The sequence below is a fragment of the Thioalkalivibrio sulfidiphilus genome, assembly GCF_000377945.1.
Classification (GTDB): Bacteria; Pseudomonadota; Gammaproteobacteria; order Ectothiorhodospirales; family Ectothiorhodospiraceae; genus Thioalkalivibrio_A; species Thioalkalivibrio_A sulfidiphilus_A.
The window spans coordinates 170,090-192,674 of the sequence record NZ_KB898921.1; the positions used below are offsets into that span (position 1 = coordinate 170,090).

19 protein-coding genes and 1 pseudogene are annotated in these 22,585 nt (G+C 64.2%); 5 read left to right on the forward strand and 15 right to left on the reverse strand.

Going from position 1 to position 22,585, the window contains the following annotated elements; translation table 11 throughout:
• Nucleotides 1-141: 141 nt before the first annotated feature.
• From D580_RS0100835 to D580_RS14995, 10 genes are all read right to left on the reverse strand, one after another.
• Entirely contained in the window at nt 142-1,167 is a 1,026-nt protein-coding gene (locus D580_RS0100835) for a serine/threonine protein kinase (protein WP_081617201.1), read from the reverse strand.
• Nucleotides 1,164-2,303, reverse strand: coding sequence for an acyl-CoA desaturase (locus D580_RS0100840; protein ID WP_018952549.1), 1,140 nt, complete (start codon nt 2,301-2,303; stop codon nt 1,164-1,166). Before D580_RS0100840 ends, D580_RS0100835 begins: the two co-directional genes overlap by 4 nt.
• 228 nt (nt 2,304-2,531) lie before the next feature.
• Complete coding sequence (locus D580_RS0100845; protein WP_018952550.1) at nt 2,532-5,618, reverse strand: efflux RND transporter permease subunit; 3,087 nt, start codon at nt 5,616-5,618, stop codon at nt 2,532-2,534.
• A 15-nt stretch (nt 5,619-5,633) separates the two neighbouring features.
• Nucleotides 5,634-6,752, reverse strand: a complete 1,119-nt coding sequence (locus D580_RS0100850) for an efflux RND transporter periplasmic adaptor subunit (protein WP_018952551.1) — start codon at nt 6,750-6,752, stop codon at nt 5,634-5,636.
• A gap of 23 nt (nt 6,753-6,775) precedes the next feature.
• The gene (locus D580_RS0100855; protein WP_026289573.1) at nt 6,776-7,495 is read right to left on the reverse strand and encodes a TetR/AcrR family transcriptional regulator; all 720 of its coding nucleotides are present in this window, start codon (nt 7,493-7,495) and stop codon (nt 6,776-6,778) included.
• Between the two features lie 215 nt (nt 7,496-7,710).
• The gene (locus D580_RS16645; RefSeq protein ID WP_026289574.1) at nt 7,711-8,772 is read right to left on the reverse strand and encodes a chitobiase/beta-hexosaminidase C-terminal domain-containing protein; all 1,062 of its coding nucleotides are present in this window, start codon (nt 8,770-8,772) and stop codon (nt 7,711-7,713) included.
• Nucleotides 8,773-8,807: 35 nt separating this feature from the next.
• On the reverse strand, nt 8,808-10,199 hold the full coding sequence (locus tag D580_RS0100865) for an OprO/OprP family phosphate-selective porin (RefSeq protein WP_026289575.1): 1,392 nt from the start codon (nt 10,197-10,199) through the stop codon (nt 8,808-8,810).
• A 31-nt stretch (nt 10,200-10,230) separates the two neighbouring features.
• Nucleotides 10,231-11,925 carry an ABC transporter permease gene (locus D580_RS0100870; protein WP_051081731.1) on the reverse strand — a complete coding sequence of 565 codons (1,695 nt, stop codon included), beginning with the start codon at nt 11,923-11,925 and terminating at the stop codon, nt 10,231-10,233.
• Between the two features lie 3 nt (nt 11,926-11,928).
• A complete protein-coding gene (locus D580_RS0100875) occupies nt 11,929-12,954 on the reverse strand; it encodes an extracellular solute-binding protein (RefSeq protein ID WP_231363464.1) in 1,026 nt (341 codons plus the stop codon).
• A gap of 94 nt (nt 12,955-13,048) precedes the next feature.
• A complete protein-coding gene (locus D580_RS14995) occupies nt 13,049-14,113 on the reverse strand; it encodes an ABC transporter ATP-binding protein (RefSeq protein ID WP_196799710.1) in 1,065 nt (354 codons plus the stop codon).
• A 276-nt stretch (nt 14,114-14,389) separates the two neighbouring features.
• On the opposite strand from D580_RS14995, the gene mrtJ reads away from it, so the two are divergent.
• Nucleotides 14,390-14,749, forward strand: a complete 360-nt coding sequence (mrtJ, locus tag D580_RS0100885; protein WP_155999612.1) for a JDVT-CTERM system glutamic-type intramembrane protease MrtJ — start codon at nt 14,390-14,392, stop codon at nt 14,747-14,749.
• Nucleotides 14,750-14,769: 20 nt separating this feature from the next.
• Here the strand turns inward: mrtJ and D580_RS0100890 are convergent, their stop codons facing one another.
• Complete coding sequence (locus D580_RS0100890; protein WP_018952560.1) at nt 14,770-16,725, reverse strand: M48 family metallopeptidase; 1,956 nt, start codon at nt 16,723-16,725, stop codon at nt 14,770-14,772.
• A 6-nt stretch (nt 16,726-16,731) separates the two neighbouring features.
• The gene (locus D580_RS0100895) at nt 16,732-17,322 is read right to left on the reverse strand and encodes a LemA family protein (protein WP_018952561.1); all 591 of its coding nucleotides are present in this window, start codon (nt 17,320-17,322) and stop codon (nt 16,732-16,734) included.
• Nucleotides 17,323-17,479: 157 nt separating this feature from the next.
• Between D580_RS0100895 and D580_RS0100900 the strand changes: the two genes are divergently transcribed.
• Both D580_RS0100900 and sohB read left to right on the forward strand, forming a co-directional pair.
• On the forward strand, nt 17,480-17,866 hold the full coding sequence (locus D580_RS0100900) for a hypothetical protein (RefSeq protein WP_018952562.1): 387 nt from the start codon (nt 17,480-17,482) through the stop codon (nt 17,864-17,866).
• A 109-nt stretch (nt 17,867-17,975) separates the two neighbouring features.
• Entirely contained in the window at nt 17,976-18,980 is a 1,005-nt protein-coding gene (gene sohB, locus D580_RS0100905) for a protease SohB (RefSeq protein WP_018952563.1), read from the forward strand.
• Here the strand turns inward: sohB and D580_RS16940 are convergent.
• Both D580_RS16940 and ubiG read right to left on the reverse strand, forming a co-directional pair.
• Nucleotides 18,864-19,199, reverse strand: a complete 336-nt coding sequence (locus tag D580_RS16940) for a DUF2256 domain-containing protein (RefSeq protein WP_269208085.1) — start codon at nt 19,197-19,199, stop codon at nt 18,864-18,866. The genes sohB and D580_RS16940 overlap by 117 nt on opposite strands.
• 76 nt (nt 19,200-19,275) lie before the next feature.
• A complete protein-coding gene (gene ubiG / locus D580_RS0100910; RefSeq protein ID WP_018952564.1) occupies nt 19,276-20,031 on the reverse strand; it encodes a bifunctional 2-polyprenyl-6-hydroxyphenol methylase/3-demethylubiquinol 3-O-methyltransferase UbiG in 756 nt (251 codons plus the stop codon).
• Nucleotides 20,032-20,220: 189 nt separating this feature from the next.
• On the opposite strand from ubiG, the gene D580_RS0100915 reads away from it, so the two are divergent.
• Nucleotides 20,221-21,258, forward strand: coding sequence for a TAXI family TRAP transporter solute-binding subunit (locus D580_RS0100915; RefSeq protein ID WP_018952565.1), 1,038 nt, complete (start codon nt 20,221-20,223; stop codon nt 21,256-21,258).
• 24 nt (nt 21,259-21,282) lie between these two features.
• A complete protein-coding gene (locus D580_RS15000; protein WP_231363465.1) occupies nt 21,283-22,326 on the forward strand; it encodes a TRAP transporter large permease subunit in 1,044 nt (347 codons plus the stop codon).
• Between the two features lie 18 nt (nt 22,327-22,344).
• On the opposite strand, the pseudogene D580_RS0100925 reads toward D580_RS15000, so the two are convergent.
• Nucleotides 22,345-22,585, reverse strand: a pseudogene (locus D580_RS0100925) (IS1380 family transposase); the annotation flags it as partial.

The following is a 22,585-nucleotide window of genomic DNA, read 5'->3' on the forward strand; positions in this document are numbered from 1 at the left end:
ACAAGTTACAAGATACAGGGCGAGTATGCAGCACGGCACGAAGGTCGGGCTCCAGCCCGACACACGGCGCCGGAGAAAGGCAGCTGGCTTTTTTCTGGCCGCGTCGTCGGGCTGAAGCCCGACCTACAGTTTTTTGAGTCATTACAACAGCGGCGGTTCATCCATCGCGGCGATCTGCTCGCGCAGTTCCAGGATGCGGTCTTCCCAGTAGCGGGGGCTGTCGAAGAAGGGAAATGCAGGTGGAAAGGCCGGGTCGTCCCAGCGCTGGGCGATCCAGGCGGAATAATGGATCAGGCGCAAGGTGCGCAGGGCCTCGATCAGGTGCAGCTCCCGGGGATCGAAGTCCCTAAAGGTCTCGTAGCCCTCCCGGATGCGTTCCCATTGGGCGGCCATGCTCTGGGCATCACCGGAGAGCAGCATCCACAGGTCCTGGATCGCGGGGCCCATGCGGCTGTCGTCGAAATCCACGAAATGGGGGCCGTCGTCGGTCCACAGCACATTGCCGGCGTGGCAGTCGCCGTGCAGGCGCAGCAGGGCCACGTGGCCCGCCCGCTGGTAACAGCGCTCGACCCCGGCCAGGGCCTGATCCACCACCTGCCGGTACACCGTCTCCAGTTCGGGGGGAATGATGTGGTTGTCCAGGAGGAAGGCCCGGGCGCTGCGACCGAAGCTCTCCAGGTTCAGGTGCGGCCGGTGGCGGAAGGGCTCCATGGCGCCTACCCCGTGGATCCGGCCGATGAGGCGTCCCATGAGGCTCAGGGTGTCGGGATTGTCCAGCTCCGGGGCGTGGCCGCCCTGGCGGGGGAACACCGCGAAGCGCTGGCCGTCCAGCCGGGCCAGGGTGCCGTGGCCGGGGATCTCCCGGGGAGGCACCACGGGGATCTCCCGCGCCGCCAGCTGGGCCACGAAGCGGTGTTCCTCGAGGATGGCGGCATCTGACCAGCGTCCGGGTCGGTAGAACTTCACCACGCAGAAACCGCCCTCCTCCAGCCCCAGCTGGTAGACGCGGTTCTCGTAGCTGTTCAGGGCCAGCAGACGCCCGTCACAGCGCACCCCCACGCCTTCAAGCAGGGTGAGGATGCGGTCGGGGGTCAGGTCGTGGAACGGGGCGCGCGCGCCCTCGGGTGTTGCACCGGGGGCGCGGGGAGGTGCCGGATCGCGATTCAGGAGAACTGTACCTTGAGCAGGGCCAGGCGCTTGCGCTGCATCTTCAGCATGTATTCGAACTCACGCATGCGGGTGCGCATGGCGGCGTGTTCCCAGTGGGCGGCGATCTTGTGGCGGGTCTGCTCGTAGAGGTGCGCCTTGTGGGTCTTCCACTGCTCCAGCACCGACAGGAAGTGCTGGTATTCCTGCTCCAGCACGCCACGCCACTTCTCCAGGCTGCTGTCGTCCCGGGCGAGTTGCTCCCGGGCCTTGCGGAATTCCGTGGCCAGCACCGCCTGGTAGATCTTGAACTTGCTGGCGCGCTTGAGGTTCCTGGCCAGACCCAGCCAGCTCAGGGTGGCGATCAGCCACTTGGTGGGGTCGAACTGCCACCAGCGAATGCCGTTGCGGTAGTCGTACTGAAACAGGTGGTGATAGTTGTGGTAGCCCTCGCCGAAGGTGAGCAGGGCCAGGAAGCCGTTGTCCCGGGCGCTGTTCTCCTCGGTGTAGGGGCGCTTGCCCCAGACATGGGCCAGGGAGTTGATGAAGAAGGTGAAGTGATGGGCCAGCACCAGGCGCAGGAAGCCGGCCAGCAGCAGCATCTCCAGCACGTTGCCGAACACCAGGCCCAGCAGCACCGGCGGGATGATGTTCATGCCCAGCGCGATGGGTAGGTAGTACCTGTGCTGCCACATGACGATGGGGTCGCGCAGCAGGTCCGGCGCGTTGCTGAAGTCCGACTGGCCGCTGGGGTAGTCGCGCAGCATCCAGCCGATGTGGGAGAACCAGAAGCCGCGGCCCGCGGAGTACGGGTCGCGCTCGTTGTCGTCCACGTGGCGGTGGTGGGTGCGGTGGCCGGAGGCCCAGATCAGGATGCTATTCTGCAGGGTCATGGCGCCCCACAGGGCCAGCGCGACCCGGATCACCGGGTGGGCCTCGTAGCTGCGGTGGGCCCACAGGCGGTGGTAGCCGGCGGTGATGGACATGCTGCCCAGCACCATGAAGGCGCCGAAGGCGATCCAGGCGCTCAGGCTGTAGCCATGGGCGATCCCGTACCAGGGCACGGCGATCAGGGCCACCAGGGCGGTGAGGCTGAACATCAGGGTGGTGGTCCACAACAGGCGCGGACGGGTGTTTCGGGATTCAGGGGAACTCATGCTGCGGGGACTCGGTGACTCAGGGATTGGAATACTGCCAGTTTATCAGGGATTGGCCCGGTCTGCCGACCGCCGGGCCGATGAACGACGCCGGCAGGTCGATTGTGCAGTGCGGGAGGCCGGACAGTGCGGGACGCCCTGTCGCCATGGTTGGGCCGGCTTGAGCGTGGGTCGGGCTGAAGCCCGACCCACAGCCTAATCTACAGCCAGGTGTCCTGCCCTCCGTGCTCAGGCCCTGACCGCCTCCCCGGCTGCCGTCTGCACCGTCCGGTCCCTGGACAGGTAGACATACATGGCGGGCACCACGAACAGGGTGAACAGGGTGCCGATGGTCATGCCCGCGGCGATCACCAGGCCCATGGCGAAGCGGGCCCCGGCGCCGGGGCCGGCGGCCACCAGCAGCGGGATCATGGCCAGCACCGTGGCGGCGGTGGTCATCAGGATCGGGCGCAGGCGGATGGCGGCGGCCTCCTCGATGGCCTCGCGCTTGGATAACCCCTCCTCCCGCAGCTTGTTGGCGAATTCCACGATCAGGATACCGTGCTTGGCGATCAGGCCGATCAGGGTCACCAGGCCCACCTGGGTGTAGATGTTCAAAGTGGCGAAGCCCAGGCTCACGAAGATGAGCGCCCCGGCGATGGACATGGGCACGGTCATCATCATGATCAGCGAATCCCGGAAGGACTCGAACTGGGCCGCCAGCACCAGGTAGATCACCACCAGGGCGAAGAAGAAGGTCAGGATCAGCTGGGCGCCCTCGCTGCGGAACTGCCGGGACTGGCCGGCGTAGTCCACGCTGTAGCCCGGCGGCAGGACCTCGGCGGCGATGCCATCCAGCAGGTCCAGGGCCTCGCCCAGGGTCACGCCGGGGCGCGGCACGCCGGACAGGGTCACGCTGTTGAGCTGCTGGAAGCGCTTGAGCTGCTGGGGCTGGACCGTGTCCTCCAGGGTGATCAGGGTGGCCAGGGGCACCAGCTCACCCTCCCGGTTGCGGGTGTAGAGGTCCTCGATCTGTTCCGGGTTGAGGCGCTGCACCCGCTCCAGCTGGGGGATCACCCGGTAGGAGCGGTTGTCCAGGGAGAAGCGTCCCGCCGGTCCTCCGGAGAACAGCGCGGCCAGGTCCATGGACAGGGTCTGCATGTCCACGCCCATGAGCGCCGCCCTGTCCCGGTCGATGTGGATCTCGGTGCGCGGCTTGTCGATCTTGAGATCGCCGTCGATGAAGATGAAACGCCCGCTCTGCATGGCGCGGCCGATCACCTCCTGGGCCACCGCCTGCAGGTTCTCGGCGGGCTCGGTGGAGCGGATCACGAACTCAACCGGCGGGCCGCCGCCACCGCCCGGCAGGGACGGCGGCACCAGGGCGAAGATGTTGAGCCCCGGGATCTGCTCGATGCGCGGCTGCAGGTCCTGCTCCAGCACCTGCTGGGTGGAGCGGTCCCGCTGGTCCCAGGGGGCGAGCACGAAACCGGCGATGGCCGTGTTGGTGGCGCCCACGCCGGCACCGCCGAAGCCGTTGACGATGAAGATGTTGCGCATCTCCGGGATCTCGTCCAGGTAGCGGTTCATCACCGCCGTGTTGCGCTCCAGGTGGTCCAAGGTAGTGGGCGCGTCGGCCTCGGCGATGGAGAACACGAAGCCCTGGTCCTCGGCGGGCTCCAGTTCGCTGGGGCTGGTGATGAACAGGAAGTAGCAGGACACCAGCACGATCAGGCCGAAGGTGAGCACCACGTGCTTGTCGTCGAGCGCCCCGTGAAGGCGGCGCTGGTACCGTCGGCGCAGGCCGTCGAAGCGCGCATCCAGCCAGGCCTCCAGGCGGCCTTTGCTGCCTTCGCCGTGGGCTTTAAGCAGACGTGAACTCAACATGGGCGAGAGGGTCAGGGCCACGATGCCCGAGATGATCACCGAGGCGGCCAGGGTGAAGGCGAACTCGATGAACAGGGTACCGGTGATGCCGCCCACGAAACCGATGGGCAGGAACACCGCCACCAGGGTGGTGGACATGGCCACGATGGGCCAGGCCAGCTCCCTCGCGCCGCGCAGGGCCGCCTCAAGGGGTGCCATGCCCTCCTCGATGTGGCGGTGGATGTTCTCCACCATGATGATGGCGTCGTCCACCACGATGCCGATGGCCAGCACCATGGCCAACAGGGTCAGCAGGTTGATGGAAAAGCCCATCAGCAGCATCAGGAACAGGGTGCCCACCAGGGACAGGGGCACCGCCAGGGCCGGGATGATGACGCTGCGCACCGAGCCCAGGAACAGGTAGATCACGCCCACCACGATCACCAGGGCCAGGAAGATGGTGAGCAGCACCTCGTCGATGGCGCTCTGGATGTAGAGGGTGGAGTCGTAGACGATGTCGCCGGACAGGCCCTGGGGGAACTGGGGCTCGATCTGCTCGGCCCACACCCTGCGCACCTCGGCGATCACGTCCAGGGCGTTGGCGTCGGGGGCCACCTCGATGCCGATGAAGGTGGCGGACTGGCCGTTGAAGCTCACCGAGACGTCGTAGTTCTCCGAGCCCAGCTCCACCTCGGCGATGTCCACGATGCGCACGATGGCGCCCTCGTCGGCGCGCACCACCAGCTGCTCGAACTCCTCGGCGCTGGAGAGGTCGGTGGAGGCCTTCAGGTCGATGCTCACCATCTCGCCCTTGGTGCGTCCGACGGCGGAGAGCACGTTGTTGGCGCGCAGGGCCGCGGCCACGTCGGCGCCGGTGACGTTGAGCGCCGCCATGCGTTCCGGGTCCAGCCAGATGCGCATGGCGAAGGTGCGGTCGCCGAGGATCTGGGCGCGCTGCACACCGGGGATGGTGGACAGCTGGGGCTGCACCACACGCACCAGGTAATCGGTGATCTGGTTGTTGCTGAGCAGCTCCGAGTAGAAGCTCATGTACATGGCGGCGATGGTCTGCCCCACGGACAGCTCGATCACCGGTTCCTCCGCCTCCAGGGGCAGGTCGGAGCGCACCTTGTTCACCTGGGCGGCGATCTGGGTCAGGGCCTCGTTGGGGTCGTAGTCCAGGCGCAGGTTGGCCTGCACCAGGCTCACGCCGGCGATGCTGGTGGAGACGATGTAGTCGATGCCCTCGGCGGCGGCGATCTCCCGCTCGATGGGCGTGGTGATGAAGCCCTGGATCAAGTCCGCGTCGGCGCCGATGTAGGCGGTGGTCACCGTGACCACCGCGTTCTTGATCTCCGGGAACTGGCGCACGTTGAGATCAAAGCCCGCGCGGATACCCAGCAGCAGGATGAACAGGCTGACCACTGTGGCCAGCACGGGCTTCTTGATGAAGACGTCGGTGAAGCGCATGGAATGGGCCCCCGGTCAGGCGTTGTCGGGCCGGGGCTCCAGGGATTCCCGGGGCTGGACCTGTTCGTCGTCGCTGATCTTGACCCGGCTTCCGTTGCGCAGCTTGAGCAGCCCGCTGGTGGCCACACGGTCCCCGGGGGATAGGCCCTCCGTGACCACCACCAGGTCGCCGCGCCGCTCGGCGGTCTGGATGAAGCGCCGGTTGACGATGAGCTGGCCCTCCTCGTCCTCGCTGATCATGTACACGGAATTGCCGTAGGGGCTGAAGCTGATGGCGCTTTGGGGCACCACCACGCGCTGCTCGGGCTCGCCGATCTCCAGGCGCACGCGCCCGAACATGCCGGGGCGCAGACTGCCGTCGTCGTTGTCGATGATGGCCTGCACGCGCAGGGTGCGGGTGCTGGCGCTCACCGCCGGCTCGATGGCATTCACACGGCCCTGTACCTCGCGCCCCAGGGCGTCCACGCGCACATTCACGGTCTGCTCGCGGCGGATCTCGCCGATGCGCCGTTCGGGCAGGCTGAAGTCCAGGTAGATGGGGTCTACGGACTGCAGCGAGACCACCGGGTCACCGGCAGAGAGAAACTGGCCCACGTTCACCTGGCGGATGCCCAGGTCGCCGCTGAAGGGGGCGCGCACGGACTTCTGGCGAATGCGCGCGCGCTGTTCGTTGACTGCCGCGATGGCCTGCTCCGCCTCGCTCTCGCGGCGGGTCAGTTCTGCCTCGGAGATGTTGTTCTGGGCGGCCAGGCGTCGGGCACGCTGCAGTTCCAGGTCCGCCAGCCGCTGGGCCGCCTCCAAGCTGCGCAGGCGCGCCTGGTCGGTTTCATCATCCAGCACCAGCAGCACCTGGCCCGCCTCAACCCGTGCGCCGTTCTGGAAGCGGATCTCGCGCACGATGCCGCTCACCTCGCTGGTGAGCATGGCCCCCTGCACCGCCGTGAAGCTGCCTACTGCCTCCAGTTCCCGGGTCCAGGGGATCTCCCGGGCCTCGCCAGCGGTGATGGTGGCCGTGGGCATGGGCATGTTGTCGAAGAAGTCGGCGATCATGGCATTGACGAAGGCCTTGAAGCCGAAGATGCCGCCGAACAGGATGCCGACGCCCAACAGCATGAGGATCATGCGCTTGTTCATGGAGAGGTCCTTGTGATGCAGGCTCAGAGGTCGGTGAAGACCTCGGTTCGAATGCGGCTGACCAGTTGTTCCAGGGCCGCCTGGTCGGCGGGGTCCCACAGGGGCTGCCAGCCCATGCCGTTGAGATGATTCACCACCTGGCGGAAACGCAGGCGTTCCGGGTCTTCGATACGCAGGGCCTCGAACAGCCCCTGCACCTGGGACAGCGCCTGCATGCCTTCGCACACGCTCCAGGGGCCACAGGCCAGTTCCATGGGCGAGAGCCCGCGGGCCTCCAGTTCACCGGCCTCGAGGGCCTCCCGGACGATGCCGGTGACGATCTCACCCACGGGCCCGGTGCAGGTGAGTGCCTGTTCGCGACGCTGGGGTGATGCGCTCTCCCAGACGGCCCGTGTGTGCACGTACTGCAGCAGCTTGGTGTGTTCGGGATTGCGTTGGGCGAAATCGAAGTCCCCCACGGCGATGGCGAACATCCGATCCCGGGTACTCCCGGCCGTCCAGCGCTGCACCTGCCGGAACAGCTCCACGTGGGCCTCGTTGCCCCGGTTGGCCAGGGCCAGCAGGAGGTCCTCCTTGGAGCTGAAGTGCTGGTAGAGGGTGCCGGTGGCGTAGTCGCACAGGCGTGCGATGCGCGCCATCTGCAGGTTCAGGAAACCCTCTTCCCGGATGCAGGCCTCGGCGGCGGCGAGGAAGCGCTCCTCACGCTCGGCGAATTCCCGCTGCTTTCGTTCCTTGGTGCTCACGGCCGTCGTATCCGAGTTGAATCCGGGCGAATCGTGAATCAGATTCAAAAATTAATCAACATTCATATTTTGTGGGCATTGTCATTGTTGGGGGGTGAGCCTTCGTCATGAAATAAAGTGATGGGATCCATGTATCATTCTGTTTTTAGAAAAAAAGACCCTCCCCTGACGGGGAGGGTCCAGGCAAATGGAGAGTCTCAGAGCCGACCTGGAGATCAGGTTCGACGATACCTGACGCCAAGGTAGAACAAGGCGGCCAGCACCAGCACCGGGAACAGAGGATCTCGGACCCCCTGACCCGTGCTGCAGCCCAGGGTAGGCTCGACAGGGGACGGCGGAACAAAGTTCGGATCAAATTCACTGACATAGGACGCGGTCCAGCCAGGGGTGTCCACATAGGCAATCGCCCTGACCACCTGCCCTGATTCGCTGAGCGTCGCGAACTGACCGTTCGCAATCTCTGTGCCTTCGCCATCGGGTCCCGCTGTCGGCGTGCTCCCGTCCAGGGTATAGCGGATCATCGCACCCTCCGTCTGGCTTGTGATGGTGACCGTGTCTCCACTGGCCTCGAATTGGGGTTCCCGCACCACGGGGGGCAATACCTCGACATCATCGAAATAGATGCGAAGTGGGGGGTTGGCCGGATCACCCTCATTGGAACGGTCTCTGGCCCTGATGCTGAGCCGGACATAGCGCGGTACGGGCTCCATCGCCTGGAGGTCAGCGGACTCAATAGTCACCTCCAGCCGATGCCATTGACTGGCGGTATCGTCCATTCGGAAGTCGAAATCCTCATTGGAATTCGTGCCCGAGCTGCGACCACTGCCGGCCAGGCAATTCTCCAGGGTATCGAAGAAGTTGGGGTTGATTCGCGTACGCAGGTTGCTGTCGTCTTCTGGGTAAGCCACGTAAACCGAGAATTCGAAGTCCTGACTGACGTCAATGGGTACGCACTGCTCTGCCTTGTGGTCACCGAAACCCCGAGTTGTGGTGGGAAACCAGAGAGCATTCGATCCACTGCGGGCCGTGATGCCGTCACCTGGGGTACCGATGACGGCTTGGCCGCCTTCGTCAAGCTCGAATTCCCAGCCGTTGGGGCCGGTGATGATGGAACTGTCGCCGACGCCGACCCATGTGCCGGATTCTTCGTCGAAGCCGGGATTGAGTACGGAATTGGCAGATGCCAGTGCAGGCAGCAATGCCAGCAGGCTCAGTGATGCGAGCAAAGGCTTTACCGTGGTGAGACGATTACGATGAGACTGAGGTTTCATGGTCATGATGCTTGGGTCCTCGATTCGGATGATGGATGCGGTCAGAACTCGTACTGAGCGCGAAGGGCATAGACCCAACCGTCGGTGGTGTTGCCGGCGGCGTTTTCCGCATCCAGATAGATGGCGTTGAACTTGAAGGTGATGTCCTCGTGGGGGAACCAGTTCAGGCCCAGGGTGTAATGGTCCATCTTGCCGCCGTCATAGGTCCCATCGATGCCGTCTGCCGTGGCATAGCGCAAAGCCAGTTCCCACGCACCGGTACCACCGAGGCTGTTGAACGGGCGATTGGGATAGACCTTGGCGAAATCACCGTGGGTCGCTCGGTAGGTTCGGCGTTCGCCGGTGAGGAACCAACTGCCCTGGATGTAGAAACCGTCCAAGGTTGCATCGGGGACCCGGTCACGGGTGGCGTCGACACGAACGTACTCGGACTGCACCAAGAACGGTCCAACACCAGCGGCAAACTCCAGGCCATAACGCATGAGTTCAACCGTATCGTCCAGATCATTGCGACCGATCAGGCGTCCGTCGATGACCCGAGTCCCGAGGCGGGAACGCAGGCGGATATCTTCGTAACTGCGCTCCTCTCCGGGGCGTGCCACGTAGGCATTTTCACGGTAGTTCACGGAGCCGCCCAGATGCACGAAGCGGTCGTTCTCCAATAACGGTGCGAAGGAACCCCTCATGGCCAGTGAGTACCCTTCGGTGACTTCACGATCCAGATCAAGGCCACTCCCGAAAATGCCGGCGCCCAGGTACCAATCGGGCTTGATGGATTCGTACATGAAGCCGATTTCCCGATCCGGACGATACGCGTCGATCGGTGTGGCCCGTTCGATAAACATGATGTAGCGGGAACTGGTATTGCTCTCCATGCTGAAGGGCTCCTTGACATGGCCGAACAGCAGCCTGGTTTCCGGAACACCCAAATAGGCCAGGTAGGCATTGGCCATGCGCACCTCTTCTTCCCTGTAATCCACCTCCAATTGCCATTCCCAGTCATGGTTGATGAGACCCAGTGCGCCCAGACGCGCACGTCGAATGGCAGTGCCGTATTTCTTGGTCAGGGCGCTGTCAATCGCTGTGGAGTCATTGAGTTCCTGGCGGGCAGCATCGATCATCAGGCGGCCACGGATACCGAAGCGCTCGGATCCATCCACGGTTTCGGTGCGGAAGCGGCGTACCCGGGTTCTGGTCTCGTCGGCCACGACCGGCTCGGTGGCGTCATACATCGTGCCTTCCCGGTAGCGTGACTCCGTCGGCGGGGTCTCCACCTCGCGCCTGATGGCCTCCGCCTCCTGCTGACTGATGATGCCCTTGTCGATCAATAGATCCATCAAGCGCTGTGACTCACTGGCGTGCGCCGTAGCAGGCATCAGACAGACGGCCGCCACCGCAGTTGCTGACAATACACTCAGTCGCTTTTTTTTCATGTTGCTTCTCCGTTGTGGGTGAATGAGGGCATCAGACGCTTCGTCGTCTAATCTGGAACAGCGCGAGCACGATGGTGCTGAGCAGGATGGTCACGGTGGCCATGGCCATGGCGGTGGATATGTCGCCCTGCTCGAACTGGTTGAATATGTAAGTCGCCGTGGTATCCACGCCGGGGGGCAACAGCAGCATGGAGGCCACCAGCTCACGCATGGTCACGATGAAGGTGGTCAACCACGCGGCTATGAGTACCGGACGGAGCTGGGGGAGAACGATCTGCAGGAAGATCTGAATCCGGTTGGCGCCTGCTATGGCCGCTGCGTTCTCCAGGTTTGGGCTCATGCTCAGCAGACGCGAGTTCGAGTAATTCAAGGCGTCGGTGATATAGATCACCACGTAGGCGAACAGCAGCATCCAGACGGTGTTATAGAGCGTGAACGGTAACCAGGGCGCGTTCCAGGCAAGGATCAGTGCCACCGCCATCACGATCTTGGGGATCACCCGGGGCAGCATGGCGAGACCGTCGAGGATCTTTTGAAGCGGTCCTGATGAACGCACGTTGACGTAGGCGATGTAGCTACCCACCACGACGCAGATGGATGCCGCGGCCACGGCGAGCCAGAGACTGGTCAGGAGTGCATCCAGGCCCCTGGAGCCAGCGGCAAAGAGGGAGCGGTAGTGATCCAGGGTCAACGACGGAAGTCCGTCGGTCCACTGATCGGCAAGGCTGGTGAGCAGCATGGCAAAGTAGGGCAGCAGGGTGCTCAGGGCGAACAGCCCGCCGAACCACAGCCAGCCCAGCAACATCCCGCCGGCACCCAGCGCGTGGGTGTGAACAGCACCCGGCTTCAGATTTCCACCACCGAGGATGTTGGCCAGTATGCGACTGCCGTAGAGCGTGAACAGCGCGAACAGGCACAGTAAGGACGACAGGGCGGTGGCCAGCGCCAGGTCTACTGGCCAACTGGTCACCAGGAAGAAGATCTCGGCGGGTAGAAGCGGAAGATTCGAGCGCGTGCCAAGCACGGCTGGCACGCCGAAGTTGGACAGGGCCTCAAGGAACACCAGCAGACCCGAATTGAGAATGGCGGGCAGCAGCAGGGGAATGACGATCAGGCGCGCGGTCTGGGACCAGGTGGCACCGAACATCCCCGAGGCATCCTCGAGTCTTCTTGGGATCGACTGCAGACCTGCCTCCACAGCCAAGGCCACGTAACCGAAGGAGGACAGCGCCATCACCAGGGTCACGCCCCAGAATGAGAAGAACCAGGCGCGCAAGGTCTCTGGCATGACGCCCAGCAGGCTGTCGCTGAAGCCACCCTCCTGCATCACCAGGATGTATGAAAGTGCCGCGATGTATGGTGGGGTCATGATGGGCACGAGCAACGAAAGCCGTGCCCAGAGCTTGCCTGGAAGGTTGGTGCGGGCCAGGTAATAACCGCAGGGAATGCCGAATAGCCAGCTCACCACCGTGGTGGCGCCCGCCCATGCCAGGGAATTCCACAACATGGGCAGCATGTCGTGGGTCTGCCCTATCCGGCGGTAGGCATCGAGAAATCCGTCCAGGGAGCCACCCAGGATGTCGGGATAGATGCTGCTCAGAAACAGCAGCAACAAGGGGTAGCCCATGGCCAGGATCAGGACCGCGGCGACCAGCAAGAGCGGCAGCCGTATACCGAGCGCCACGCCGGCCCGACCCAACAAGGGACTGTGGATGAGTGCAGCCATGGATCAGTTCGTCTGTCCTTGCCCAGCCCGGACCACCTGGGCGCGCTCTACCTGATACTGGAACCGGCGCAGGATCTCGGTCTGACGTTTCAGGGCCTGTTGCATGTCCAAAGGCAGCAGCGGGGGGAGACCGTCATGGCTTCTGACCGGGCTCCAGGCCACCTCCCTGTGTGCCGGTAGCAGGTGGGCGTCGGCGACCGCCTGCTGCATGGGTACCGAGAAATAGGTGTCCACGAAGCGACGGGCCAAGTCGGGCACGGGTGTGTCCGCAAGGATCACGATGGGTCGCAGCACCAGAGCCGAGCCCGATGGCGGGTAGTGCATGACCAGTGGCTCGCCGCCTTCGATCTGGCGGTAGATGAGATAGTCGACCGCGCCCATGATCGCCTGAACCGAGCCGATCAGCAGGCTGCTGATGGCCTGGCTGTTGGCGGCGGCGAACTGCAGACCCTGTTGCCTTGCAGCGAGAAAGTCGTCCCAGATGCTCTCTTCGTGGGAAAGCGCGTAGCTGACCAGAAAATCTCCCGCCGCGCCGGATCGCGATGGCATGGGCATGAGCACGCGCCCCGGAAACCCGCCATCCAGGAAGTCCTTCCAGTCGAGGCTAAGGTCAGCGGCTTCGGCGCGCATGGCCACGCCCACCAGCGCAGCGCCGGTGGCGAGATAGTAGTGGTCGGGGTCGTGCCAGTGGGAATGGGTGAGGTCCAGCCACTCGGGCTGGTAGGAGAGCAGTCTGCCATCCTGCTTGAGGGCCTCGGCGGCCACCTGGCTTGCGAAGATCACCACGTCCGCGCGAGGCCGGTATTTCTCCGCTTCCAGCTTGGCCATGATCTGACCGGTAGTGGCCGCGAACAGCTCCACCCGTGCACCGGTCTGCGCCTCGAAGCTGTCCACCACCGTTTCGATGAGTGCACGCGGACCCGCCGAGTACACCACCAATGTGTTCTCGTCACGGAGTGCGGTGTCGCAGCCGGACAGAACCGGCAGCAAGAACACCAGACACAACAGGGTCGATCGTGTTGTTCGCAAGATCGCGAGCAAACCTTAGTACCTTGTGTGTTACCCGGCGGTCCGTGCCGTTGTGGATCAGACCGGAGAACCAGCGCCCTCCGGTGTCGGGGGTTTACCTCTCTACAAAATGCATTGCGTGCATCGAGAAGCGGATTTCGACTGGATGACCTGGGTTGATCAGGTCATCGGCAAAACCACGGACCAGGGTGTCGTCGACAAGGCGAGCGAGCACCTCATGACGATCCCCCAGGAACTGGCTGTGGTGACAAACCGCGGGCAGACAGATCTCATCGTTAGCGGCATTTTGGGAGCTGTCCGGCACCACGCGTACAGACTCACGCCGCAACACCATGTGGCCTGTTTCAGGCAAGGTTTCCAGTGGCATGGGCACATGTATCTCATCGCCCAGTATCAGGCTTGTACCGTTGCGACGGTATTCAAAGAGATTCGAAGAGCCGATGAAGCCGGCAACGAATCGGCTGCGGGGCTGACGATAGATCTCCTGGGGCGAGCCCATCTGCTCGATTCTGCCCTGGTACATGAGGGCCACCTGGTCCCCAAGGGCAAATGCTTCTGACTGATCGTGGGTCACGTAAACCGCGGTCAGACCATTGTCCTTCAAAAGACGGGCAATCTCGGATTTCAGGTCCTCACGCAGGCGGGCGTCGAGTGCGCTCAGTGGTTCGTCGAGCAATATCAGGCGAGGCTGTACGGCCAGTGCGCGGGCGATGGATACCCGCTGTTGCTGACCACCAGACAATGTCGCTGGATGACGGTCTTTGAATTCCGTCATCTGTACCTGTTCCAGGACACGCTGCACACGTTTGATTCTTTCCTGGCGCTTGATACCACGTATGCGCAGGCCGTATGAGACGTTGTCCTCCACGCTCATGTGGGGCCAGAGACTGAAATCCTGAAACACCATGGAGAATCCGCGCTGGCGCATGGGTACATGGATGCCACGGGCAGGGATATCCAGCGCTTCGCCGTCCAGATGCAGCTCGCCACCATCAGCGGCGATAGCGCCAGACAGGATGTTGAGCAGTGTGGTTTTTCCGCAGCCGGAGGGGCCGAGCAGAACGAGACATTCACCCTTGTCAAGGGAGAAATCGATGCCTTCCAGGACAGTCTGCTGACCGAATTTTTTGTGAATATTCCGGCAGCTGAGGTGGGACATCATAGCTCGCCTGTGTCGTAATCTGTGGGCGAATACTGACACGCGAAATTATGAACTCCACGAGTTACAAAAAAATGAATTGGGTGTGATTGTTCTATGAATGATGTGTGGTTTGTGACCACTGGAGTTATTGGTGATGATATTTTGTCGTGCTCAAGTCAGGAAGCCATAGGTCACTAGGTGAGCAACTTACCCTTGTTCGTGTCAGCGAGGATTCAGTGGCGGGATCCCTACCTCTGGCTTGCCTTGGGCGCCGCGCCTCTTGTGTGGTATTGCATGGCTGCATTCGTCCCGCTGGCGCGGGATGGTGGAGCATTGCTTGAGCGCACGCATCATCTCTTGATGCTTGGATTCGTGTATCCGGTGCTTGAGGAAATGGTCTTCAGGGGATTGATTCAGGGATGGCTGGCCAAACATCTGCCGCAGCGCCTTGGTCCCTTGTCACTGGCCAACACGTTGACCAGTGTGTTGTTTACGCTGCTTCACATGATCCGACTCGTACCGTGGGTGGCAGTCTGGGTCTTCGTGCCCTCAGTGATCTTCGGCTTCTTCCGGGAGCGCCATGGAAGCCTGCGGACACCTATTTTGTTACATATCTATTACAACTTGGGCGTGTTATTGCTGTTTGTGGATTGAATACCTGCCTCAGTACCGCGTCAGCCGGTCTCAGGTGGGCCGAGATCCGCCAGCGGCAGTGGCATGTGCAAGGCCGCACAGATGGCGCGCAGCAATTCGGTCTCCGCTGTGACCGTTTTACCGCCATGGGTGATGGTGGCTACAAGCCCGCGCAGTAGACGTTCCTTGTCCTCCAGTTGCAGTTCGTCCAGGCGCTCCAGTGCCGCGTCCAGACGATCCGCCCAGGACTCGGATGAAGGCATGCGGGGGACGGTCTCGAAGCCAAGTGCTGCCAGTCCGGCATTGAGCGCGGCCAGGGCCTGGTCCGGCTTGTCCGGATGGCCATGGCCGGCCACGATGCCCAGCAGGTCCATGGCCTGGGCACGCAGGGCTGACAGATCCCGCCGGCCGCCGGACTGGGCACGGCTGGGATGGGCGGCATCGTCCAGGTGCCGGGTGAGCAGACGGGCCAGGGCATATTCGAACACGTCGACTCGGCCGTCCGCGTGGATCATGCGCTCCACCAGGCCACGCAGGCCTTCCCGCTCCGATTCGGGCCGGCGACGTATCGCCGGGAAGGCGATCTCCAGCAGCGGGATGCGCAGCTCCGGCGCGACCCGGGGTTCCATGTGCAGCAGCTTGCGCACCTGGGCCTCGCTTTCCGCGCCCAGGGTCTCGGCCACCATGAGCAGCTGGCGATCACGGATGGCCTCGTCGGGGTCCAGCAGCAGGTAGCAGATCAGCTCCGGGGCCCATTCCGGCGAGTGGGCGGCCCGTTCCAGGGGGCGGGGAATGGCCGCCACCAGCAGCGCGGCGGCCAGCACCTGGCCCATGCCCGGCTGGCCCATCTGTTCGATCAGCCTGTCCGCGTCCAGTGGCAACCCGCCGGGACCTGCCGCCCTGCCCCGTCCGGCCGTCTCGCGGGCCGCCTCCTCCTCGGCGGCCGCCCGGCGTGCCTGGGCATGGCGCTGCATCTGCTCGCGGATGGTTTTGAGCTCCTCCGGGTCGAAGCCCGGCTCGATGGCGCGGATGCGTTCCACCAGGGGCGGATGGGTCGCGAACATCTGCCCCATGGCGCCGTTGGCGAACAGCATGTGGGCCACTTCCTCGCTGTTTGCATGGATGACCGAACCGGCCCCGGCAGCACCGATCTTTTTCAGGGCGCCCGCGATCCCCTCGGACTGGCGGGTGAACTGCACCGCCGAGGCGTCCGCCAGGTATTCCCGCTGTCGGGACACCATGGCCTTGATCCAGCGGGCGAAGAACAAGCCCACGTAACCCACCAGCATCACTGCAAGCCCCAGGATCACGATGGCGGCCACGCCGCTGTTGTCCTTGGAGCGGCGGGTGGAGACGTAGCGGACCGAGGCCATGAGCTGCCGGCCGATCATGGCCATGACCAGGATGCCGAACAGGATGCCCATGAGACGGATGTTCAGGCGCATGTCGCCATTGAGGATATGGCTGAACTCGTGGGCGATGACCCCTTGCAGCTCGTCCCGGTCCAGGTGTTCCAGGGTGCCCCGGGTGACCGCCACGGCGGCGTCGGCGGTGGAATAGCCCGCGGCGAAGGCATTGATGCCGGACTCGTGTTCCAGCACGTAGATCTCCGGCACCGGCACGCCGGAGGCGATGGCCATCTCCTCCACCACATTGCGCAGGCGCCGGCGCAGGGGGTCATTGGTGTCCGGCTCCACCAGGGTGCCGCCCAGCTCCCGGGCCACCACCCCGCCACCGGCGCGCAGGTTCACCATGCGGAACAGGCTGCCCAGGGCGATGAGGCCGCCGCTCAGGGCCGTGCTCCAGACGATCACGCCCAGGTGACGCTGCAGGAAACCGGCGCTCAACATGGATTCGTCCGGGTACTGGAGCCGACCGAACAGCAGCAGGGCCACCAGGTTGACCAGCAGAACGATGCCGAGCACCGCCAAGGCGAACAGCAAGAGCAGCCGCTGACTCTGACGTCGGGCCCGGTCCTGGTGCTGAAAGAAGTTCATGAGGACTTATTTGAAGGCGACGCGTACCGCCTCGCGCTTCTCCGGGGCGTCCACTTCCAACAGCGCGGCCTCGCGGAAACCGAAGTTGTTGGCGATCAGGTTATTGGGGAACACCTCGCGGGTGACGTTGTAGTCCATCACCGCGTCGTTGAAGGCCTGGCGGGCGAAGGCCACCCGGTTCTCGGTGCTGGTGAGCTCCTCGGAGAGCTGCATCATGTTCTGGTTGGCCTTCAGGTCCGGGTAGTTCTCGGACAGGGCGAACAGGCGGCCCAGCACGCCGGACAGCCCCTGCTCGGCACCAGAGAGTTTCTGCATGGCGGCGACGTTGCCCGGGTCGGACGCCACCTCCTCGAGGATGCTCGCGGCTTGGTTGCGGGCCTTGATGACCGCTTCCAGGGTGTCCTTCTCGTGGGCCATGTAGCGCTGGGCCACCTCCACCAGGTTGGGGATCAGATCGTGGCGGCGGGTGAGCTGCACGTCGATCTGGGCGAAGGCGTTCTTGTAGCGGTTGCGGGCCGTGACCAGCCGGTTGTAGATGGTCACGATGAACAGCAACAGCGCGATGAACAGAATCAGGAAGACCCATTTCATTTCCATGCCACAGTATCCTGTCGTCTGGGTTGATCGGAATGTTCCGAAGTGTACCGGAAGTGGTGACCGCTGCACGACCTTCCTGCATTGAATCGCGGGCCACAGGGCCCGATACTACTGGGCCCGATACTGACGGCATCCAGCCACTGACGAGCACTGCCCCATGGAGTTTTTCGCCATTGCCCGGGTCCACGCTACGCCCGATGACCTGCGCGCCATCCCGCTTGAGCAGCTTCCGGTGCTCTGCCCCTCCATCGAACGCCTGCTTGAGGTCAACGACCCGTACCAGGGGCGGGTGTGGACAGTGTGGGGAGAATTCGACGTGTGCTGCCAGGCGATACACGGCGGGGTGCGCTTCACCCTCCCCCAGTGCGCCAATGCCCTGTCCTGGACCCTGACCACCGGCAACCCGCCTGCCCCGGAGCACGTGGTGATCCATGCCACCATCAATCGCACGAAGCAGGACCCGGATTTCATCGAGACCCTGGAGGATTTCGTCACCCAGTGGCGAGAAGGGCTTGAAAGGCAGTGGCAAGTCTCAAGTGGCTAGTGGCAAGGGAAGACCACCCTCACCCTGACCCTCTCCCTGAGGGAGAGGGAGATTTATACTGCCTTGCCACTTGAGACTTGCCACTAGCCACTGTTCCAAAGGAAACCCCATGGAGTTCATTCAGAACTACGGCCTCTTCCTCGCCAAGACCCTCACCCTGCTGTTCGCCGCCGTGGTGCTGTTCGGCACGCTCATGGCCCTGGCGACCCGGGGGCGGGAGCGCACCCGGGAGCAGCTCACGGTCAAGCGCCTCAATGACCGCTACCGGGACATGGAACGCACCCTCAAGCACGCCATGAGCGGCGGGCGCGCGGCCAAGAAACTGGTGCGCCAGTTCAAGAAGGAGATGAAGGCGGAGGAAAAGGCCCGGGACGAGAACCGGCCCCGGGTCTTCGTGCTGCGCTTCCACGGCGACATCCGCGCCACCCACGTGGACAACCTGCGCCAGGAGGTCTCGGCGGTGCTCACCCAGGCACGCCCCGGCCAGGACCGGGTGGTGGCCTGCCTCGAGAGCGGCGGCGGCCTGGTGGCGCCCTATGGACTGGGCGCCGCCCAGCTGGCGCGGCTGCGGGAGGCGGGCGTGGATCTGACCGTGGCCGTGGACCGGGTGGCCGCCAGCGGCGGCTACCTCATGGCGGCCGTGGCCAACCGCATCGTCGCCGCGCCGTTCGCCATCGTCGGCTCCATCGGCGTGGTGGCCCAGATCCCCAACGTGAACCGTCTGCTCAAGCGTCACGACGTGGACATCGAGATGCACACCGCCGGGCAGTTCAAACGCACGCTCACAGTGCTTGGCGAAAACACCCCCGAGGGCCGTGAGAAGTTCAAGCAGGAACTGGAGGAGATACACACCCTGTTCAAGGGCTACGTAAAGCGTTACCGCCCGGCCCTGGATCTGGAGAAGGTCGCCACCGGCGAACACTGGTACGGCGAACAGGCCCTGCCCCTCGGTCTGGTGGATGAACTGGCCACCAGCGACGACCTGCTCATGGGGCTGTCAAAGGAGGCGGATCTCTACGAGGTGCATTACCAGAAGCGCGAGCCCCTGACTCGGCGCATCACCCTGGCTGTGGAAGGGGCCATCGAACGGGCGCTGCACAGGGATTCCGTCTAGATTCATAGGGCGGCCCATAGCCGCCTGGCCATGACTGTCGCGCCGGATCATGGCGGGCACGGCCCGCCCTCTCTCTTTCTGGTGGCGACGCCGGCGGCAGGCGTCGGAGCAGTACTTCACCTCTTCCCAGCACCGGGCCCAGCGCCGTCGCCAGGTGAATGGTCTGCCGCACACGGCACAGATGCGTTCCGGAAGATGCGGTTTGCGGTGCCCCGGCAAGGATTCAGAGATCCGGTTCGGTCTGTCCTGACATGGGGCCGGCTGCCTAGGTCTTGCAGGACGCGCGGCATCTGCCTCAGGGCCTGTGGGTCATGAGCATGTAGTTCACCCCCAGGTAGCGAGTGAGCGACATGGCCCGGGTGAAGGGGTTTACCCGCACGCCGATGCGCTCGATGACCTCGAGGCCATCCGCGGCCAGCAGGGATTCCAGTTCCCCGGGCTTCGGGAACCGCCGCCACTGGTGGGTGCCCCGGGGCAGCCAGCGCAGGAGGTATTCGGCACCCAGGATGGCCACCAGGAAGGAGACCGGGTTGCGGTTGATGGTGGCGATGAAGCCGTAACCGCCGGGGCGCACCAGGCGGTTGCAGGCGGCCATGAAACCCGGCAGGTCGGCCACGTGCTCCACCACCTCCATGTTCAGCACCAGGTCGTATTGCTCGCCCCGCTCGGCCAGTTCCTCGGCGGAGACTGCCTCGTAGCGCAGAGACAGTCCCTGTCCCCGGGCATGCAGCGAGGCCACGGCGATATTGCGGGGCGTGACATCGATGCCGTGGACATCGGCCCCCAGGCGGGCCATGGATTCGCTGAGGATCCCGCCGCCACAGCCGATATCCAGCACCTTGAGGCCTTCGAGGGGGTGCGCTGACGCCGGATCCCGGTCCAGGTGTTCACACAGCCGGTCCCGGATGTAGGCCACCCGGAGCCGGTTCAGGGTGTGCAGGGGCCAGAACGGGCCCGTGGTGTCCCACCACTTTTCCGCCAGGGCGGTGTAGCGGGCGACTTCTTCCGGGTCAACGGAACCGGGCTGGGCTTGGGTGTGGTGGCTGGCCATGGGGGGAGTGCCTGTTCTGGGTGGCAGATCATTTGTCCCCGGAGAGCCGGTTCGAGTTCAGGGCACGGAAACAGCCAGAGGCAAAATTTCAGGACTGGGCTAAATTCGTTTGATGGAACATAAAAGCAAACGATGGGCCAAGGTGTGCAGGAGGCAGCCAGCCGAGGCCCTCAACGGAGGAGAGACGCCATGAAACACCGCCTGATGGCAGTCATCGCAGGTCTGCTCATCGCCTTCCCGCTGGGACTCTCGCAGATCCCCACTGCCGAGGCCCAACAGGTCAAGCAGATCCGCTGGGCCACCTCGGCCGTGGGTTCCGCCGGGCACCGGGCCAAGGTGGCGCTGATGGCCATGCTGAACCGGGAGATGCCCGATTACTCCATCACCGTGCTGCCCACCCCCGGGGCACTCGCCACGGTACGCGGTTATGCCACCAACCAGTTTGATGGCTACTACGGTGCCGATATCGCCTTCCGGGAGCTGGCCACCGATTCGGGTCGTTTCCGGGGCTTTGCGGCGCAGATGCAGCGCGAGCCGGTGCAGTCCTTCTGGGCCTACACCATGGAGGTGGGCCTGGGGGTGCGCGCCGCGGACCGCGAGCGCTATTCCGGCTGGGGTGACCTGCGCGGCCGTCCGGTGTTCAGCGGCCCCGCCCCCTGGGATGTGCGAGCCCAGCTGGAGCGGGCCATGGAGACCCTGGAGGTCGGTCATCGTTACGTGGAGCTTGACCTGGGGCTTGCGGCCTCCTCCCTGGCGGAGCGCAATATCGACGCCTTCATCATCTACAGCACCGGTGAGTCCAACCCCGCTCCCTGGGTGAACGAGGCCATGACGGCCACCGACGTGGCCGCCCTCAATCCCTCCGAGGCGGAGATCGCGAAGCTGCGTGCCGCAGGACTGGACGTGGTGGAGGTGGACGGCAGCGTGTTCCGCAACGCCCGCGTGGACAAGGTGGTGCTGGTGCCGTTCTTCTACGGCTTCCACGTGGGTCTGGAAGTCCCCGAGGAGGACGTCTACCGCATGCTCATGACCATCGAGGCCAACGCGGCAGAACTGGCACAGTCCGATTCCGCCTTCCGCCAGATCGCCGCCGACATGGTGGGCATCCAGCGCCGGGGTGTGGCCGCCTCGGTGGATTCCGTGAAGGTGCATCCGGGCCTGGCCCGTTATCTGCGGGAGAAAGGCGCCTGGGACGACGCCTGGAACGATCGCATCGCCTCACGCTAAGGGCCGGTCAGCGGGACCGGCCCCATGAGCGAGACCTCCGTCGCCGTTAACTCGCCGTCGGCCTCGTCGTCTGAACTGCCACCCCTGGCGCGCGGGTTGCGGCTGGCGGCGGAGGTCCTGTTCTATGTCATCGGGGCGTATTTCTTCTTCCACCTGTCCCGGTACTTCGTCACCGGGGCGGGTGGCCCTACCCTGCTGGCGGTGGTGGGCGTGCCGCTCACCATCTGCATCGTCTACCTCAACGACCTGCGCCGGGGCGATCTCTACCCGCGCCTGGGCCATGTGGCGCCGTTTCTCATCGCGCTGGCCTATTGCGGGATCTGTCTCTATGCCATCCACTACCTGGTGCGCGAGTTCGACGAGATCCGCATCTATCGCCTGGGGCTGTGGAACACCCACGACCTGGCGGTGGGGGTAGCCATTGCCGCCCTGGTGATGGAGTACACCCGCAGGCGCTACTTCGCCCTGTTCGTGTTGAACATCCTGCTGATCCTCTACACGGTCTACGGCTACCTGGTGCCGGGCCTGTTCAACCACCCGGGCATGAGCTGGAACCGGGTGGCCAGCGCGGTGAGCGTGGAGATGTCCACCGGGGTGTTCGAGCGCCTGCCCCAGCTGGGTCTCACCCTGATTGGTTCCTTCATCCTGGTGCTGGCGGCGCTGCGCGCCTTCGGCTGTATCGACTCCATCCTGTTGGGCTCAACCCGCATCGCCGTGCGGTCGCCGCGCCTGCTGCCCCAGGCGGCGGTGATCGGCTCCTTCGGGGTGGCTGCGGTCTCCGGCTCCGGGGCCGCCAACGCGGCCACCACGGGGACTGCCACCATCCCGGTGCTCATCAAGGCCGGCTTTCCCCGGGTCACGGCGGCGGCGGTCGAGACCGCCTCCTCCCTGGGCGGGCAGCTCATGCCGCCGCTCATGGGCATCGCCGCCTTCCTCATGGCCGATTACCTGGGCACCAGCTACTTCGAGGTGGTGGCCCGGGGTTTTGCACCGGCCATCATCTTCTACATTGGGGTCGCCTTCGCGGTGTGGATGCTGGCGGGACGCTATTACCCAATCATTGCATAAATTTGACGCAACCAGGTTTCAGGCTGCTTGCTTCAAGGTATTCAGGTAATGCAACAGCTCGGATTTCACGGCGGGGTTAGCGCTCATGGTCAGCGTCAAGGCGCCCTGGGGTCTTGTCAGGCGCCCGGCGCGCTGGATCAGTTTGCGCCGCAGGGTGCCGAGTTGTTCGAAACACCACAGCGGCGCGCGCTTCTCAGTCGTGTTGCGGACCTGTTCATGACACAGCATCTGCATTTCCCGGTTGAGATTGTGCGCCAGC

Excerpts from the sequence above, each read along its gene's own strand:
- D580_RS0100845 (WP_018952550.1), bottom strand. The coding sequence starts at position 5,618 with ATGCGCTTCACCGACGTCTTCATCAAGAAGCCCGTGCTGGCCACAGTG.
- D580_RS15000 (WP_231363465.1), top strand. The coding sequence starts at position 21,283 with ATGAGCGAGACCTCCGTCGCCGTTAACTCGCCGTCGGCCTCGTCGTCT.
- sohB (WP_018952563.1), top strand. The coding sequence starts at position 17,976 with ATGGAGTTCATTCAGAACTACGGCCTCTTCCTCGCCAAGACCCTCACC.
- D580_RS0100890 (WP_018952560.1), bottom strand. The coding sequence starts at position 16,725 with ATGAACTTCTTTCAGCACCAGGACCGGGCCCGACGTCAGAGTCAGCGG.
- D580_RS0100915 (WP_018952565.1), top strand. The coding sequence starts at position 20,221 with ATGAAACACCGCCTGATGGCAGTCATCGCAGGTCTGCTCATCGCCTTC.
- D580_RS14995 (WP_196799710.1), bottom strand. The coding sequence starts at position 14,113 with ATGTCCCACCTCAGCTGCCGGAATATTCACAAAAAATTCGGTCAGCAG.
- mrtJ (WP_155999612.1), top strand. The coding sequence starts at position 14,390 with ATGGCTGCATTCGTCCCGCTGGCGCGGGATGGTGGAGCATTGCTTGAG.
- ubiG (WP_018952564.1), bottom strand. The coding sequence starts at position 20,031 with ATGGCCAGCCACCACACCCAAGCCCAGCCCGGTTCCGTTGACCCGGAA.
- D580_RS0100850 (WP_018952551.1), bottom strand. The coding sequence starts at position 6,752 with ATGAACAAGCGCATGATCCTCATGCTGTTGGGCGTCGGCATCCTGTTC.
- D580_RS0100900 (WP_018952562.1), top strand. The coding sequence starts at position 17,480 with ATGGAGTTTTTCGCCATTGCCCGGGTCCACGCTACGCCCGATGACCTG.
- D580_RS0100865 (WP_026289575.1), bottom strand. The coding sequence starts at position 10,199 with ATGAAAAAAAAGCGACTGAGTGTATTGTCAGCAACTGCGGTGGCGGCC.
- D580_RS16645 (WP_026289574.1), bottom strand. The coding sequence starts at position 8,772 with ATGACCATGAAACCTCAGTCTCATCGTAATCGTCTCACCACGGTAAAG.
- D580_RS0100895 (WP_018952561.1), bottom strand. The coding sequence starts at position 17,322 with ATGGAAATGAAATGGGTCTTCCTGATTCTGTTCATCGCGCTGTTGCTG.
- D580_RS0100870 (WP_051081731.1), bottom strand. The coding sequence starts at position 11,925 with ATGGCTGCACTCATCCACAGTCCCTTGTTGGGTCGGGCCGGCGTGGCG.
- D580_RS0100840 (WP_018952549.1), bottom strand. The coding sequence starts at position 2,303 with ATGAGTTCCCCTGAATCCCGAAACACCCGTCCGCGCCTGTTGTGGACC.